Source organism: Thiomicrospira microaerophila, from assembly GCF_000934765.1.
Taxonomy (GTDB): domain Bacteria; phylum Pseudomonadota; class Gammaproteobacteria; order Thiomicrospirales; family Thiomicrospiraceae; genus Thiomicrospira; species Thiomicrospira microaerophila.
Genome location: NZ_KN882196.1, coordinates 29,975 through 44,229, shown reverse-complemented (window position 1 = coordinate 44,229; position 14,255 = coordinate 29,975). Strand labels below are relative to the sequence as shown.

Here is a 14,255-nt window from a genome sequence, read left to right as displayed (position 1 = left end):
CTGATGATTAACCAATGAGGAGAGTAGGGTATGAAGTGGCTTTTTTCAATTGCAGCGCTGATTTTGCTAGTCGGATGTGCGCAAAAAACAGTGGTGCCTTTAAGTCCTCAAACCGGTTTTGATGAGGCACCGGGTTTGGAGCGGCATGATTTTGACCAAATAACGCCGCCCTTGGTCGAGGATATGTGGGTGTATCCTTGGCACAGGGATTTTGTAACACAACATCATCGTTTGCCAGCCATTTATGTGCAGCCTATTGATAATCAAACGCAAGAAGCGATCGATTTGGTGGCAGCGCAGCGTAGTCTGCAGCAAGCTTTGTTGGCAAGCAAACAAGTTATGCTGGTGGAAAAGGACTCAGCGGCTGATTTTGTGATGACCCTGCGTATTACACGTCAGTTAACCCAAACCGACAGCGAGCGCAGAAGCCTGTATGCGCTGCGCTGGCAGTTGAGTGCGGTAGGTCAAGCGATACCTGTTTGGCAAGCCGAAAATAAAATTGAAAAAATGCAGCGTATCCAGCGCTTTTAAAAAGGGATGAAAATGATCGGACGCATTATGTTTATCGGCTTGTTGATCGCGTTTGTTGCATCTGCGATTATGTTTGATTGGTTTAGTGCACGTGATTGGGCTTCTAAAGCCCTATCCACTACCGAGCAGACGGTTGAAGACTTGGGTGAAAAGGGTGATTCCATAAAACAGTTTATTGAATCACATAAAAAATAGCAAAATAATAAAAGGGGAAGCAATGAAAAAGCTAGTACAAGTTTGTACCTTTGGGTTAGCCGGGTTGTTCTCGGGGTATGCGATTGCCGAGCGTCCTGGGTTTGGGTTGCAGTTGGCTGATGAAACGGCAAAGTTAAGCCTTTTTACCGAAACGGAGTGGGTGCGAGATATTTATCGGCTAGATGCAGGTTTTCAGTTTGATGATGATAAAAATTACGCGCTAGATGCGAGTGTGCTTTATAAAGGTAAAGGTCTGTTAGACCCTAATACCGATATTGGAATTAAAGCCAAACTAGCCTATCTGACAATGGATTCAGGCATTGATGCACTTGGTGTGTTACTGGGTATACAGGCTAGTTACTGGATGCCCACGACGATTCCGACCGCGATAACCGCCGGTTATCTATATAGTCCTAAAGTCCTTACAACGGGTGATGGTGACTCACTTGTAGAGTTAGATTTGCGCTATAGTGCTCGATTGATGCGTAGCATGACTGGATATGTTGGTTATCGCCAGTTAAAAATCAAAATGGAGAATGTTTCTGATATTCATTTTGACAAGGGTGTACACATTGGCATTGAGTTGAGTTTTTAAACACATGATACCTCCATTTAACTTTGCTCAAATGCCGGCGATTGAATTTGGTTGGCAAGTCACGCAAACTAAACTTTCTGATGCGATCCTGGCGGCGAGCCAGCAATCCATTTTGCTGGTGTCTAGCGGCTATGTGAACCAACACTATGTTGACTCACGATTAGCAAAGGTATTAGCGCAGCGCAACGTCCTGCGCTGTGTGGTGCAAGGTGAACCTTCACCCGACCTGATCGATCAGATTGTTAAGGAAGCACCACAAGATATTGAGCTGGTGATTGGTTTTGGCGGCGGCAGTGTATTGGATGCCGCTAAAGCGATAGCGGGCCTATTACCTGAGCGTCATTCCGTAGTGGATTACCTCGAAGGTGTGGGCTGCGGGCGCAAACTGCAAACTCAGCCCGTGCCCTTTTGGGCGATACCTACTACAGCGGGAACAGGTTCAGAAACCACTAAAAACGCGGTGATATCGCGTCATGGTGAATTCAAAAAATCTTTTCGTGATGACCGACTGCTCGCCAACCAGGCCTGGTTGGATCCCTCGCTGTTAGTTTCTTGCCCAAAATCGGTGCTTTATCCAACCGCGATGGATGCCTTTACCCAATTGCTTGAATCTTATGTCACCCTGAAAGCCAATCCGATGACCGATGCGCTCGCATGGCAAGGCATTCAGCTATTTAATGGTGCGTTTGCGCTGCTGGAGTCAGACGATCAAGCGCGTCAGCAACAAGGTTATAGCCGACTGATGTTGGCGGCAAGTTTTTCAGGCATGACACTGGCGAATGCCGGCTTAGGGGCGGTGCATGGGCTGGCCGGCCCGGTTGGTGCCTACTTTGAAGCGCCACACGGATTAGTCTGCGCCCGCTTGCTTGCGCCGATAACACGAATGAACATTCAAGCCTTGCCGGATTCAGATGCGGCTCATGCCCAAAAAACGCTGGCAAAATACAAGCAGGTTGCGGCCTTGCTGACGGGCAAGTCTGAAGCGAATGCATTAATCAGTCATATTGACCATCTTGTGCAACAGTATGTGCCGCAAGGTCTGGCGGATTTTGGTTTGACAAAAACCAATTTAGGGCCAGTAATAGACCAATGTCGCGCGGGTAGCATGTTAGGCAACCCCGTGGTCCTGTCAGACCAAGACCTATTAGGTGCCTTATTTGAATCGCTGGGTAGATAAACACCGCACACTATTCGGTGTTTAGTTATGCTAATATGGCATTATGAAAAAAGATATTATTAGCAAAGAAATCATCCAAGCGATTACAGAGGACATTGCACTTTATTTGTTAAAGTTGCCCATTACCGACTGTGAGTTTGTACAACAAGAGTTGCATCGCATTGAGTTGCGCGATGCCGATACGGTTGTGCGTTGCAAAATTAAAGACCAAGAATCGCTACTTCATATAGAAATCCAAAACGATAACCAGCCGCAGATGCAGTATCGCATGCTACGTTATCGAATGGATATTCAAATGACATACCCTAAGCTTCCTATTCATCAATATCTGATCTACATTGGCAAAGCTAAATTGCGGATGAAAAACCAAATAAATCAGCATACTGAAGACACAAAGCTTGAATACCATTACAAAATTATCGATATGCATGACATAGACTGCGAAACCCTGTTAAATCTCGATACACCGGATGCATTGGTGCTTAGTATCCTTTGTGATTTTAAAGGGCGTGATGAGCGTGAAGTGCTCAGTTATATTGTTCAGCGACTTAATCATCTTACGGGAGAAGATGAAGCAGGGCTTGGGCGCTACATGCTGATGCTCGAAAAACTATCCGAAAACCGACATTTAGAACAGACACTCAAAGAGGTAGAGAATATGTTAAGAGATTTCCCTATAGAAAAATTCCCAAGCTACATGATCGGCGTAGAACGGGGTATTGAAAAAGGCCGTCAAGAAGGGCGTCAAGAAGGGCGTCAGGAAGGGCGTCAGGAAGGACAGTACAAAACGGCTGTTAAGGCGATGAAAAACTGGAACCTGACTGTTGAGCAGGCGGCGGAACAGCTGGATGTGCCGCTCGAAGGCCTAAAAGCCTATATTATGCAAAATAGCTAAGCGTGCGTAATGCATTGGGAGAGCCGGGTGAATAGGTTTAAGATATTTATTATTGTATTGGGCGCGCTGTTTTTAGTTGCGTGTAATTCTGATTCCTCTAACGATCCGGTATTGGATAACTCGATAGATTCTTATAACCCGATTACCACCACGCCATTGGATTATCTCAATAGTTTGCGGGGTTATGCCGGTTTAACCCATTACACTGAAAACAGCGTGTTAGCGACGGCGGCGATGGGGCATACTGATTATCAGCTCAATGAAAATGTCATGGGTCACGATCAAACCCGCACCACCTCGCGTTGGTTTACTGGCGCAAAACCTAGTGATAGAGCTAAAGCCGCTGATTATGACAGTTGGGCGGTATCGGAAAATATTAGTTATAATAAAGACACTGCTAACGAACTGATCGACGACTTAATGACCGCGATTTATCATCGCATGAGTTTGTTAGATTTTGACCGTGATGAAATCGGCTTTGGCTTTAAAGTGCAGCCGGTGCCCGATAAAGAAAATGATTCGGTATGGGGTGTGCTCACTACTAAATCAGGTTTGATGGCATTAGAAATCCTATGCACAGCCGGTGAAACCATCACATCTGGCTCATATTACACCTGCCCGAATACTAATCGAGTATCGGTGGAGAGTTATAATCTAGCCTTAGCGAATGTCCGAGCGAAAAGCAATGAATTTGTAGTTTGGCCAGCACCGGGGATGATTGTACCGCCCGTTTTCTACGAAGAAGACCCTGACCCATTGCCAGAGTGTTCGGTATCGGGTAACCCCGTATCGGTGCAAATTAACCCAGCCTATCTGGAGGACTACACCTTATTAACCGACAGCTTTGTGCTCAAAGACAGTCAGGGGCAAGCGCAACCCTTGGTTAGAATACTGTCGAATGAGACAACACAACCTGATCCTAATGCAAATAATTGGAAGACCGACACCAAAAAGTGGTTCGCCGCCTTCCCTGAGCAGCGCCTTGAATGGGGCGAGACCTACACCGCCAAACTCGATTATCAATACGGTGGCGTGACAAACACCTGGCAGTGGTCATTTAGCACCCCGAACCTAGCGCAAACGCCCTATCGTTTGGAAACCAGCAGCGTCAGCCAAACCCGCAAAAACGGCGAAACCTTTTATATCTATGTACCGCCAGAAAACTGTGCTGTTACCAAAACAAACTATGGACATAATGTGAGTTTCTTTAAAGGGCAGCAGACCCCACAAGTCGACATGGTAGCGATTGATTCGCAAACTTACCGCGTCACCATGCCTGACGTTGACTTTAACGAGGTTACGTTAACCTTTACCCAGCAGCAGGGCGGTCAAACCTTTACCCGCCAAATGACCATTATTTTAGAGGATTAAGATTAGCTAGAAGTAAAGTCCATATCAGAGCCAATAAGTTCGACCGCATTGTAAGCGTGGATGACTTCTTTGGCTTGTATTGAGTTACTAATCAGGTCCATGGTTTTTCTTGGACAAAGCATAAACTGGCACGCGAGTAGATACTGGCCACGCGCCTTGTTTTCTTCTACCCTTAAGACTTTAGCGCGCTGATGAATAATTTCATAAAACTCATGCCGCGGATCGGTTGAGATGTTGAAGCGTAAAAATACTTCAAGTATATCGTTCTTCTTAACTAGGTAATCGGTGTAAATCCCAATGCCACCACAGCTAATGTTGACATAGTTTTCCTCCCAGTACTCTGGAAAAACGATGATGAAGCTAGAGTTGGCAATGTGGTTGTAAATTTTTTCCAGCAGGGCAATATAGTGGTACAGACTGACCAGCGCGCGCAGAAACTTGACCTCTTTGGTTTTTAGCTTGTCAATGTAGCCACGGATGTCGTGGTCAATTTGTAGCTTTTCTAAAAATCCGCCTTGATAGATTTCATGAGGTGTTGATTTTTTAAGCAGCGTCAATACGGCATTGAGTAGTTGTGTAATTTTTTCTTCAAAGTTGCCTACAATTGCAGACGTCCTTGCATTTGCGCGTAAAACCTCATAGTTAATTGGGGTGTTTAATATGTCTTGAATGAAACGTATCGACTCGCTCATCCGAATCTTGCCCAGTGAAATCTTATTTAATAAATCACGTAATGCCTCAATATTTGTCAAAATTGTCATGAACATTTCAAACGCATCAGGGTGTTTTTCAAGCAATGATTCCTCAAGATTTTTTGTATAAACTCTTGAGACCTTATCCAGTCGCTCATTCATGATGCGGGTAAAATGTTGAATCCCTGAGCTGTAGATGTCACCCGGTAAATCGTCTTTTGTTTCGTGGTTGCCGATGCGAATAAAGTGATGACGGAACTCGCCTTCATAGCGGTAAAAGCGGCGAGAGTTAAATCGGCGTGGTCTAATCAAAGTGCACTTCCTTCTTCTCGAAAATAGCCTTTATTTTTAGAATCCATTGATAAGTGTGCTCATGTTTTATTTTTAAAAAGGGGTAAAGACTTGAGAGGGTAGGGTATTGTTTGTTATTTAAAGCCAGTAAAAATTGCAAGTGATAAAGTAGAGTGGACATCAAGAATTTATATTGTTGTTCATTAATAAATAGCGTGGGCTCAAATGAGGATATTTTCGCAACCAAGCATGCGCTAATGGTTCGTTTAATTAAGTTAACATCACGCGTATCCTTATGTAGATCATCAAAAACCGGCGAATCCTCGCTATTGAAATTAATGAGCATTTGTTCTAAAGAATCAGAGCGAATGATTAAATAAGCCCTGTTTTTGTAGTCAAAAGGCAGTGCTTCAATAAAGCTATGGTCATTGTCATAATGGGTACCAGGCATATCTTGCAATCAACTCCTAAAATAAAAATCCGCACGAGTACGCAAACCTTAAAAGTTAACTATAGCCCAGATGCATTAAATTTGAAAGTGTGGCTAGGCCTAGGAGCCTGTCGGACTAAACCGGTCGAAGCGAAAAAAGTCTGGTTTAGCTTCGCTTTCTTCGATTGAGTCAGTTTTTATTCAATTCCGAGGAGAATAGCGAGCTATTTGACGAGGAAGTGAGCAAAAAATGGCCAAATCCAGCTTTTTTGCAGCCGATTGGCTTTAGTCCGACAGTCCCCTAGTTGTTATAAAACAATTTTATCGCTACAATCACAGTGTTCATTAACATGGAGATCCCACAATGAAATCAGTAAAAACTCTTTTACTTTCGTTCAGCGCTTTTATGCTGACGTTTGCGTTATTAATGCCACAGCCTGCTGAAGCCAAGCGTTTTGGGGGTGGTGGCAGCTTTGGTAAACAGCATTCTATGCCCTCCCAACAGCGCCAGCAACCCGCTCAGCGTCAACAGCCAGCACAGCAACAACAAGCCGCACCTGGGCAGCAAGCGGCACCGGCGGCATCCGGTGCATCACGCTGGTTAGGTCCATTGGCCGGTTTAGCGGCGGGCGGCCTATTAGCGGCGATGTTGTTTGGTGATGGTTTTGATGGCTTGCAGTTCATGGACATTCTCCTGTTTGGTTTGTTGGCATTGGGTGCGTTTATGTTATTCAGGCATTTCCGTAGCCGCCAAGCCGGACAAGGGTCGATGCAACCCGCAGGTGCTGTTCGCCAGCCGATGGATTCAAACGAATCTAACGCTTATCGCCAAGCACCCGAACAAGATTTCTCACCACAACCACAACCCAGCTACAACCCAAACAGCGGTGGCTCAATTATTGGTTCAGGGCTAGGCATTAATGCTTTGCATAATGTCGAATCGCCCAGCTGGTTTAATGCCGACACCTTTGTGGAAGGCGCGAAACAACATTTTGTGGCGGTGCAAAAAGCATGGGGTCAGGCGGATGCGAGTGAGATTGAAAGCTACTGCACGCCTGAACTATTCGCGGAGATACAAACACTGATGCACGATATGGTGCCAGGGGAAAACCACACCGAAATCGACACACTTTACAGTGAGTTAGCTGACCAGTCTTTTGAAGGCGACTATTTTATTGTCAGCATCCGTTTCAGTGGTTTTATTAAAGAAGAGCGTGATGCCGAGTCACACGCGTTTAACGAAATTTGGCATATCCGTCGTCTAGCGGCTGGCGAAGGCAATTGGTTAATTGCCGGTATTCAACAGCAAGCTTAAGATTTTAAAATCGCTCGTTTTTTATAACCAGGCCTGGTTGCAAACCGGGCCTTTTTTTTGGAAAAAAATCATGCATTGCACTCGCCTTCCTTATGCCTATGGCAAACCGAATATCAGCGCCAAACTCAAAAGCCAAAACCAAGATTTTATAGTAGAAGAGCAGATTGCGTTTGAGCTTAGTGGTGAAGGTGAGCACCTGTGGCTGTGGCTTGAAAAAGACGGCGAAAACACTGACTGGGTCGCGCAGCAACTGGCCAAATGGGCAGGGATAAAGCTGCGTGATATTGGCTATGCGGGTTTAAAAGATCGCCACGCTGTGACACGTCAATGGTTTAGCTTGTATTTACCCGGCAAGGCTGATCCTGATCTTCAAAGTTTCAAGTTTGATTCAATGCGCATTCTCAAAACCACCCGCCATCAGCGCAAGCTGCAAACCGGTGGGCTCAGTGGCAATCGTTTTATCCTTACCTTACGCGAGATAAGCGGTGATAAGGACGAACTTGAAACTCGCCTCAAACAAATTCAACAACAAGGGGTGCCCAATTATTTTGGCGTGCAACGTTTTGGCCGCAACGAAAACAACCTAGTGATGGCGCAGCGTTTGTTTGATGGCGAGTTGACACGACTTAAACCCGCTCAGCGCAGCCTCTATATCTCCGCCGCTCGTTCATATTTGTTTAACCTAATTGTCGCAAAAAGAGTCGAACAAGGTTGTTGGAATAGTGCATTGGCAGGTGATGTGTTTCAGCTCGAAGGCTCAGATAAATGGTTTGTCGATGACGGTTCCGCCGACCTGGCGCAGCGCGTGATCGAATTAGATATTCACCCCACCGCCGCGATGGTGGGCGCAGGCGACCTACCGAGTCAGCATCACACACAACAGCTAGAACAATCTGTGCTTCATCCTAACCAGGCCTGGTTGAGTGCCTTAGCGGAAATGGGTTTAAAACAAGACCGCCGTGCAACACGGGTTTTACCTCAGGCAATGTGTTGGGAATGGGTGGCAAAGGATGCCATTCAAATTCGCTTTGGCTTGCGTCCTGGATCCTACGCCACAGCCGTGATAAGAGAGAGTGCAAATAGTTAGGAAGTGTGGCATTATTATACCGTGCGAATGAAGCACTAAATAAAAAAAATGAAAATGAGGATAAGGTAAATGACAGTAAAAAATAGAATTACGTTTCTAGTGGTGGGTTTGCTGGTTTTTTCATTGGTTGCGATTATTGTTGGGCTCGCCAATATGAAAGCGAATAATGATAACCTTCATGCCCTCTACGATGACCGAGTGGCTCCTTTGCAGGTGCTAAAAGATATTGCAGATTCCTATGCGGTCAACATTGTGGATACCAATCATAAATTGCGCAATGGTAACATAGGTTGGCAAGAAGCCGAAACCAATATCGCACAGGCTAAACGTGAAATTCGTCAGCTCTGGCAGGGGTATATGGCTACGACACTGACAGCCGAAGAAGCCCAGCTTGCGCAAAAAGCCCAAACCCTGATGCAGCCGGCTGACCGTGCGGTGGACGCACTAGAACGTTTAGTCAAAGCACGTGACATGCAAGGCATTACGGCGTTCAGTATTAATCAGCTTTACCCCGTGATTGATCCCATATCGGATGCGATTGCTGACCTGGTTGATTTGCAACTACGGGTCGCGGCGGAGCTTAATGACTCAAGCGAAGTGACTTATCAACGCACCTTGAAGCTGGCAATTATTCTGTCGATTTTGATTTTTGCCGTTGCGATTTATTTTTCTATACAGACGATTAGCGCTGTGACGCGTCCATTAAATGAATTGGTGCGTGTATCCAACCATGTTCAATCGCAAGGTGATCTCAGCGCGCGGATAAAAGTTGAACGCATGGATGAAGTCGGGCAAGCCGCCTCTAGTTTCAACGCCTTAATGGATACCATGTCCAGTGCGATTAATGGGGTTAATCGGGTTGTGGGTGCTATTGCCCAAAGTGACTATACGCAGCGAGTTCAAAAAGATTATAACGGTGACTTTAATAAACTAAAAGAAGGCGTGAATGCCTCTGCCGAGCAGGTTGAGTTTATGATGGGTGAGCTGGGCAAAGTGATGCAAGGTTTGCATCAAGGGCGTTTTGATCTCAAGATGGACGAGCGTGTACCGCAAGCGTTCCGTGACCAGGTTGGAAGTGCGCTCGATAGCATTAACCAAGTAATTGAAGATATTGATAGTGTGATGACTTACATGAACGAGGGCAAATTCCAGCATCGTGTAAACGCAAGTGCGCAAGGCAAGCTGGCCGAGATGAAAGAAAACATAAATCAATCGATGACCTCGTTAGAAACCGCAATCGGTGACATCACCAAAGTGATTGTGGCACAGTCAAACGGCGACTTAACCCAGCACATTGCGGGCGAATATCATGGCGAGTTACGGATCCTCACCGAAGCGGTTAACCAAACGGCTGAACGTCTTATTGAAGTGGTGTCTAAAGCGGTTGAAGCCTCTTCAATAGTTAGCTCGGCATCCGGTGAAGTCTCAACCGGTGCGCTAGATTTGAGCCAGCGGGTGCAAGAACAAGCGGCGGCACTGGAGCAAACCTCGGCCACCATGGATCAAATGAACACCGCCGTACAAAACAACACCCAAAATGCGCAAAACGCAACCCAAGTCGCCCGTGAAGTGGAAAGCAAAGCCACCAAAGGCACCGAGGTCATGCAGCAAACGATAGAAGCGATGAACGCGATTCAAGAATCGAGTCATAAGATTGCTGATATTGTCAGTTTAATTGACGGCATTGCCTTCCAAACCAACCTGCTTGCACTTAACGCAGCGGTAGAAGCCGCGCGCGCAGGCGATCATGGACGTGGGTTCGCGGTGGTGGCGGGTGAAGTCCGCGCGCTCGCACAGAAGTCAGCCGAAGCGGCGAAGCAAATATCCACGCTGATTAGCGAAAGTGTGGGTCGAATAGACCAGGGAACTAAACTGGCTGATGAGTCAGGCAAAATGTTAGGCGCGATTACCGGCTCCATCAAAGAGGTGGCGCAAATGATTGCCCAAATCGCGCAGGCTTCAAATGAGCAGGCAGAAGGTGTAAGCCAAGTTCATAAGGCGATCACCAGTATTGACCAGGTTACCCAACAAAATGCCGCGCTAGTCGAGCAAACCTCGGCGGCGGCAGAAAGCATGAGTGAGCAAGCGAAGATTTTAAGTGACGATATGGCGTTCTTTAAAACCGGGACGACAGGAGCAGGTCGCGCATCACGTCAAGCACCTGTCGGATTATCCAAACCGGCGGCGAAACCCGTTACAACAAAAACTCAAAAAACCGCTGGTTTACCCTCACCAAAATCGGCTAGAATGAATGCTTCTGATGAGTGGAGTGAATTCTAATGGACGCTAAAGCACAAGATAGTAAAGAAAATACCTCAAATATTCGTTTGCATGCGGATCAAGATCAGTACCTGACGTTTATTTTGGGTGCTGAAACCTATGGTATTGATATTTTGAGAGTGCAAGAAATTCGCGGTTGGGAGCAACCAACCAACCTGCCGAATATGCCTAGCTATGTCAAGGGTGTGATCAACATGCGAGGCGCAGTGGTACCGATTGTTGATATGCGCGAGCGTTTTAATATTGGTGAGATTAAATACGATGAAAGCACGGTGGTGATTATTACACACGTTAACCACCATGCAGAAGGTGCAGACCACTCAGTGCAGAAAACAATCGGACTGGTGGTTGATGGCGTGTCAGACGTGCATGATGTTAATCTTGAAGAACTACAGGGTGCGCCTGCTTTTGGTGAAGGTAACCGGGTAAGTGAAGAATATGTTCGTGGACTTGCAACCTTAGAAAAAATTATGGTCATTATTTTGAATATTGATTTATTGGCTAATCAAGGCATTTTCCACGAAGTACAAGCCTTTAAGCCGAATGGCGCTAAGCACTAATTGGTTTTGTAAACTAAAAAAGCCTGTTTAAACAGGCTTTTTTTTTGCGTTAAGATGGGTGCGAATAAGTGATTTTTTTAATTGCTTTAGTGTCTAGAATTCTGTTGGGCTAATCCAGTCGGCGGCAAAACGGTCTCAAACCAGACTTTTTTACTTCAAACGGTTTTCCTGGCTAGAGGATAGCGCCAGTAAGTGTACGCATTACAGAGGATGCGTTATCAATAACACGACAAAGGAACGAACGATGGAATGGTTTAACAATTTAAAGATAAAAAACAAACTGATTATGCTGGTCGCCTTATTGATTGCTGCGCTAACAATAAGTGGTATTGTTGGTTATCGCGGCTTAAATGAGTGGGGGCAAAATATGCAAAACGTAGCGGATGTGCGTGTACCCGGCCTGGTTGCTTTGGGTGCGCTGAATACAGAACGTATGGCCATCCGTGCTCAGACAGTATCCGTTTTGCAGTATGAAGGTAATTATGCCGCACAGTCAGCAATGAATAGCCTAATGCAAGAGCGCCAACGATCTTGGCAAGTTGTTGACCAATATTGGACAGTGTTTGCGGCGCTTCCTCGACAAACTGAGCGAGGGCGTGAAACCTTTGCACGGTTACAAAATGAATACCAGGCTTGGCGTGGCATTTATGTTGATCTTGACAGATTGATTAGCCAAATGGCACAAAATAGCAGCCCGGCTCAGCATGACCGCTTAATGCGTGAATACCGTGAAACGGTAGCGAGAATGGTGCCTATTTCCGATAGGATGGGTGCGACGTTTGATGCTTTAACAGAAAACAATATCCGCGTTACCCAATTGTCAGCCGAAGAGGCAACAGCCACAGCACTCGCGTCTGAAATGTTACTAGCCATAGTGTTGCTGTTCTCGATTATTTTATCCATTTTAGTATCCATGCTAACGATTCGTGCCGTATCTCGCCCGCTGAAACAGATGACCGATACGCTGGAATTTATTGGTCGTAACGGTGATTTTAGTAAGCGAATTAATTACCAATCGCGTGACGAAGTCGGCGTGGCCGCCACGGCACTCAACACGCTGATGGCTAGTCTACAGCAAGTATTTAAAGAAACCAATGACGTGGTAGGTGCGCTGGCTAAGGGTGATTTTTCAAAGCGTATCAATGGTCAGTTTCAAGGTGACCTTGGTGAGCTAAAATCCGGCGTCAATGACAGTGCGCAAAGTATTGCCACCACCATGGCCGCGCTTTCTCAAGTCATGCAGTCACTCTATGATGGTGATTTCTCTGTTAAGCTTGATGCACAGGGAGAAGGCGAATACAAGCGAATGATGATGCAGGCATCGGATTCGATGAAGGCGATGGAGCAAGCCATTAGCGGTATTAACAATGTTATGTCAAAACTACAGCAGGGCGAGTTTAACGAGAGGCTGCATATCCACCTACGCGGCGAGCTTGATACCTTAAAAACCCGAGTGAATAGCTCAATGGAATCCTTAGGTGCGGCGATTGAAGACATTACGGATATCACCGTTGCGCTGTCGAATGGCGATTTAACGCAAAATATCACCGCCGACTATCCAGGGCAACTAGGTGTACTGAAACAAGCTGTCAATCGTTCAGTCGAAAGCCTAAATGAAACGGTCTCGATTGCTATCGGTGCGGCAGAAGCAGTGAGTCATTCCGCATTAGAAGTCGCTCAAGGCTCAATGGATTTAAGTGATCGTGTGCAGCAACAAGCCGCCGCGATTGAGCAGAGCTCCGCCACGATGGAGGAGTTTAGTGCCGCGGTGCAAAACAATGCCTCAAACGCCAAAGAAGAGTCGAAAGTAGAGCACCGGGTTGAGTTAAAAGCGCAACAAGCGGCTAAAGTCATGGAGCAGACCATTGTTGCGATGAGCGCCATTCAAGAGTCTAGTCACAAAATCTCAGAAATCGTCAGTTTAATTGACGGCATCGCGTTCCAAACCAATCTATTAGCGTTGAACGCGGCGGTTGAAGCCGCCCGAGCCGGCGACCATGGTCGTGGGTTTGCCGTGGTAGCCGGTGAAGTGCGTGCCTTAGCGCAAAAATCAGCCGAAGCGGCGAAAGAGATAAGTGGCTTAATTAACGAAAGCGTAGCCCGTATTGACCAGGGTACAAAGCTAGCAACAGAGTCAGGCACCGCGATCAATGAAATTGCTGAGTCCATTGAAGAGGTATCCAAAATGTCCTCACAAATTTCACAAGCGTCGGCCGAACAAGCAGAGGGCGTAAAACAATTGCAAGATGCGCTGGCACAAATTGATCAAGGCACTCAGCAAAATGCAGCATTAGTTGAGGAAACTTCAGCGGCGGCTGAAAGCATGCGAGAACAATCTGAACTGCTTAAAGATCGGATGGGCTTTTTCAAAACTAATGGTGCGCCAAGGTTGGCAAATCAGGCAAAGCCAAAACAACTTGCTGCATCGCGCCCAAAAGCGCTGCCTAAGACTGGTTCGTCAGGCTCGTCACAAAGATCAACGCAAAAAAACGCAGAAGAATGGTCTGAATTTTAATTTTGTCTAATTGCACGGTATCTCACATCTTTATGTGAGATACCGTGTATATCTATTTAATGTATGCAAGCTTAACCCTTCCCTTGGTTACTATAGCGCTACTATCTATTTTTTCAAACCTTGTGCACCACTGCCATTAAGTTAACATGGATATTTAGCTTCGCTTTCCCCGATTTATAAAGTTCACGCGCCCACGCTTGCTTATTGATTCCCCAGCACTTTTTTTCAGTTTCTCGTTCCCACTGTCCTCAGTGGGAATGCATACCAACTGATCAGACTCCTACGGCATCAAGGCAAGCGGTAATCCGCGCTACTGGTCTG

The 14,255-nt window shown here is 46.2% G+C and carries 13 protein-coding genes; 11 read left to right on the top strand and 2 right to left on the bottom strand.

All coding sequences use genetic code 11. The annotated features are described in order from the left end of the window. Positions 1–30: 30 nt before the first annotated feature. Genes NA59_RS12955 through NA59_RS12930 form a run of 6 tightly spaced genes read left to right on the top strand, consistent with a single transcriptional unit; the run spans position 31 to position 4,764 of the window. A complete protein-coding gene (locus NA59_RS12955) occupies positions 31–531 on the top strand; it encodes a hypothetical protein (protein WP_044413711.1) in 501 nt (166 codons plus the stop codon). Positions 532–543: 12 nt separating this feature from the next. Further along, the gene (locus tag NA59_RS12950) at positions 544–726 is read left to right on the top strand and encodes a hypothetical protein (protein WP_044413708.1); all 183 of its coding nucleotides are present in this window, start codon (positions 544–546) and stop codon (positions 724–726) included. Positions 727–748: 22 nt separating this feature from the next. Next, the gene (locus tag NA59_RS12945; protein WP_052501692.1) at positions 749–1,321 is read left to right on the top strand and encodes a YfaZ family outer membrane protein; all 573 of its coding nucleotides are present in this window, start codon (positions 749–751) and stop codon (positions 1,319–1,321) included. A 4-nt stretch (positions 1,322–1,325) separates the two neighbouring features. After that, positions 1,326–2,498, top strand: coding sequence for an iron-containing alcohol dehydrogenase (locus NA59_RS12940; RefSeq protein WP_044413704.1), 1,173 nt, complete (start codon positions 1,326–1,328; stop codon positions 2,496–2,498). 43 nt (positions 2,499–2,541) lie between these two features. Continuing rightward, positions 2,542–3,393, top strand: coding sequence for an RpnC/YadD family protein (locus NA59_RS12935; RefSeq protein ID WP_044413701.1), 852 nt, complete (start codon positions 2,542–2,544; stop codon positions 3,391–3,393). 27 nt (positions 3,394–3,420) lie between these two features. Further along, positions 3,421–4,764 carry a CAP domain-containing protein gene (locus NA59_RS12930; protein WP_157792645.1) on the top strand — a complete coding sequence of 448 codons (1,344 nt, stop codon included), beginning with the start codon at positions 3,421–3,423 and terminating at the stop codon, positions 4,762–4,764. A gap of 2 nt (positions 4,765–4,766) precedes the next feature. Here NA59_RS12930 and NA59_RS12925 read toward each other — a convergent pair whose 3' ends face one another. Together NA59_RS12925 and NA59_RS12920 are read right to left on the bottom strand one after the other, a co-directional pair. Next, positions 4,767–5,768: a PilZ domain-containing protein gene (locus NA59_RS12925; protein ID WP_044413695.1), complete on the bottom strand. Its 1,002-nt coding sequence runs from the start codon at positions 5,766–5,768 to the stop codon at positions 4,767–4,769. Continuing rightward, on the bottom strand, positions 5,761–6,207 hold the full coding sequence (locus NA59_RS12920; RefSeq protein ID WP_157792644.1) for a hypothetical protein: 447 nt from the start codon (positions 6,205–6,207) through the stop codon (positions 5,761–5,763). Before NA59_RS12920 ends, NA59_RS12925 begins: the two co-directional genes overlap by 8 nt. A 334-nt stretch (positions 6,208–6,541) precedes the next feature. Between NA59_RS12920 and NA59_RS12915 the strand changes: the two genes are divergently transcribed. The 5 genes from NA59_RS12915 (at position 6,542) to NA59_RS12895 (ending at position 13,934) form a co-directional block, all read left to right on the top strand. Further along, positions 6,542–7,492, top strand: coding sequence for a Tim44 domain-containing protein (locus NA59_RS12915; RefSeq protein ID WP_044413690.1), 951 nt, complete (start codon positions 6,542–6,544; stop codon positions 7,490–7,492). Between the two features lie 70 nt (positions 7,493–7,562). Continuing rightward, positions 7,563–8,579, top strand: a complete 1,017-nt coding sequence (gene truD, locus NA59_RS12910) for a tRNA pseudouridine(13) synthase TruD (RefSeq protein ID WP_044413947.1) — start codon at positions 7,563–7,565, stop codon at positions 8,577–8,579. Positions 8,580–8,648: 69 nt separating this feature from the next. Then, positions 8,649–10,859: a HAMP domain-containing methyl-accepting chemotaxis protein gene (locus NA59_RS12905; protein ID WP_052501691.1), complete on the top strand. Its 2,211-nt coding sequence runs from the start codon at positions 8,649–8,651 to the stop codon at positions 10,857–10,859. After that, a complete protein-coding gene (locus NA59_RS12900) occupies positions 10,859–11,419 on the top strand; it encodes a chemotaxis protein CheW (RefSeq protein ID WP_044413686.1) in 561 nt (186 codons plus the stop codon). Before NA59_RS12905 ends, NA59_RS12900 begins: the two co-directional genes overlap by 1 nt. A gap of 244 nt (positions 11,420–11,663) precedes the next feature. After that, complete coding sequence (locus NA59_RS12895) at positions 11,664–13,934, top strand: HAMP domain-containing methyl-accepting chemotaxis protein (protein WP_052501690.1); 2,271 nt, start codon at positions 11,664–11,666, stop codon at positions 13,932–13,934. Positions 13,935–14,255: the final 321 nt, after the last annotated feature.

Bases quoted from the DNA above. Each gene is read 5' to 3' on its own strand.
- NA59_RS12955 (WP_044413711.1), top strand. From the start codon at position 31: ATGAAGTGGCTTTTTTCAATTGCAGCGCTGATTTTGCTAGTCGGATGT.
- NA59_RS12950 (WP_044413708.1), top strand. From the start codon at position 544: ATGATCGGACGCATTATGTTTATCGGCTTGTTGATCGCGTTTGTTGCA.
- NA59_RS12945 (WP_052501692.1), top strand. From the start codon at position 749: ATGAAAAAGCTAGTACAAGTTTGTACCTTTGGGTTAGCCGGGTTGTTC.
- NA59_RS12940 (WP_044413704.1), top strand. From the start codon at position 1,326: ATGATACCTCCATTTAACTTTGCTCAAATGCCGGCGATTGAATTTGGT.
- NA59_RS12935 (WP_044413701.1), top strand. From the start codon at position 2,542: ATGAAAAAAGATATTATTAGCAAAGAAATCATCCAAGCGATTACAGAG.
- NA59_RS12915 (WP_044413690.1), top strand. From the start codon at position 6,542: ATGAAATCAGTAAAAACTCTTTTACTTTCGTTCAGCGCTTTTATGCTG.
- truD (WP_044413947.1), top strand. From the start codon at position 7,563: ATGCATTGCACTCGCCTTCCTTATGCCTATGGCAAACCGAATATCAGC.
- NA59_RS12905 (WP_052501691.1), top strand. From the start codon at position 8,649: ATGACAGTAAAAAATAGAATTACGTTTCTAGTGGTGGGTTTGCTGGTT.
- NA59_RS12900 (WP_044413686.1), top strand. From the start codon at position 10,859: ATGGACGCTAAAGCACAAGATAGTAAAGAAAATACCTCAAATATTCGT.
- NA59_RS12895 (WP_052501690.1), top strand. From the start codon at position 11,664: ATGGAATGGTTTAACAATTTAAAGATAAAAAACAAACTGATTATGCTG.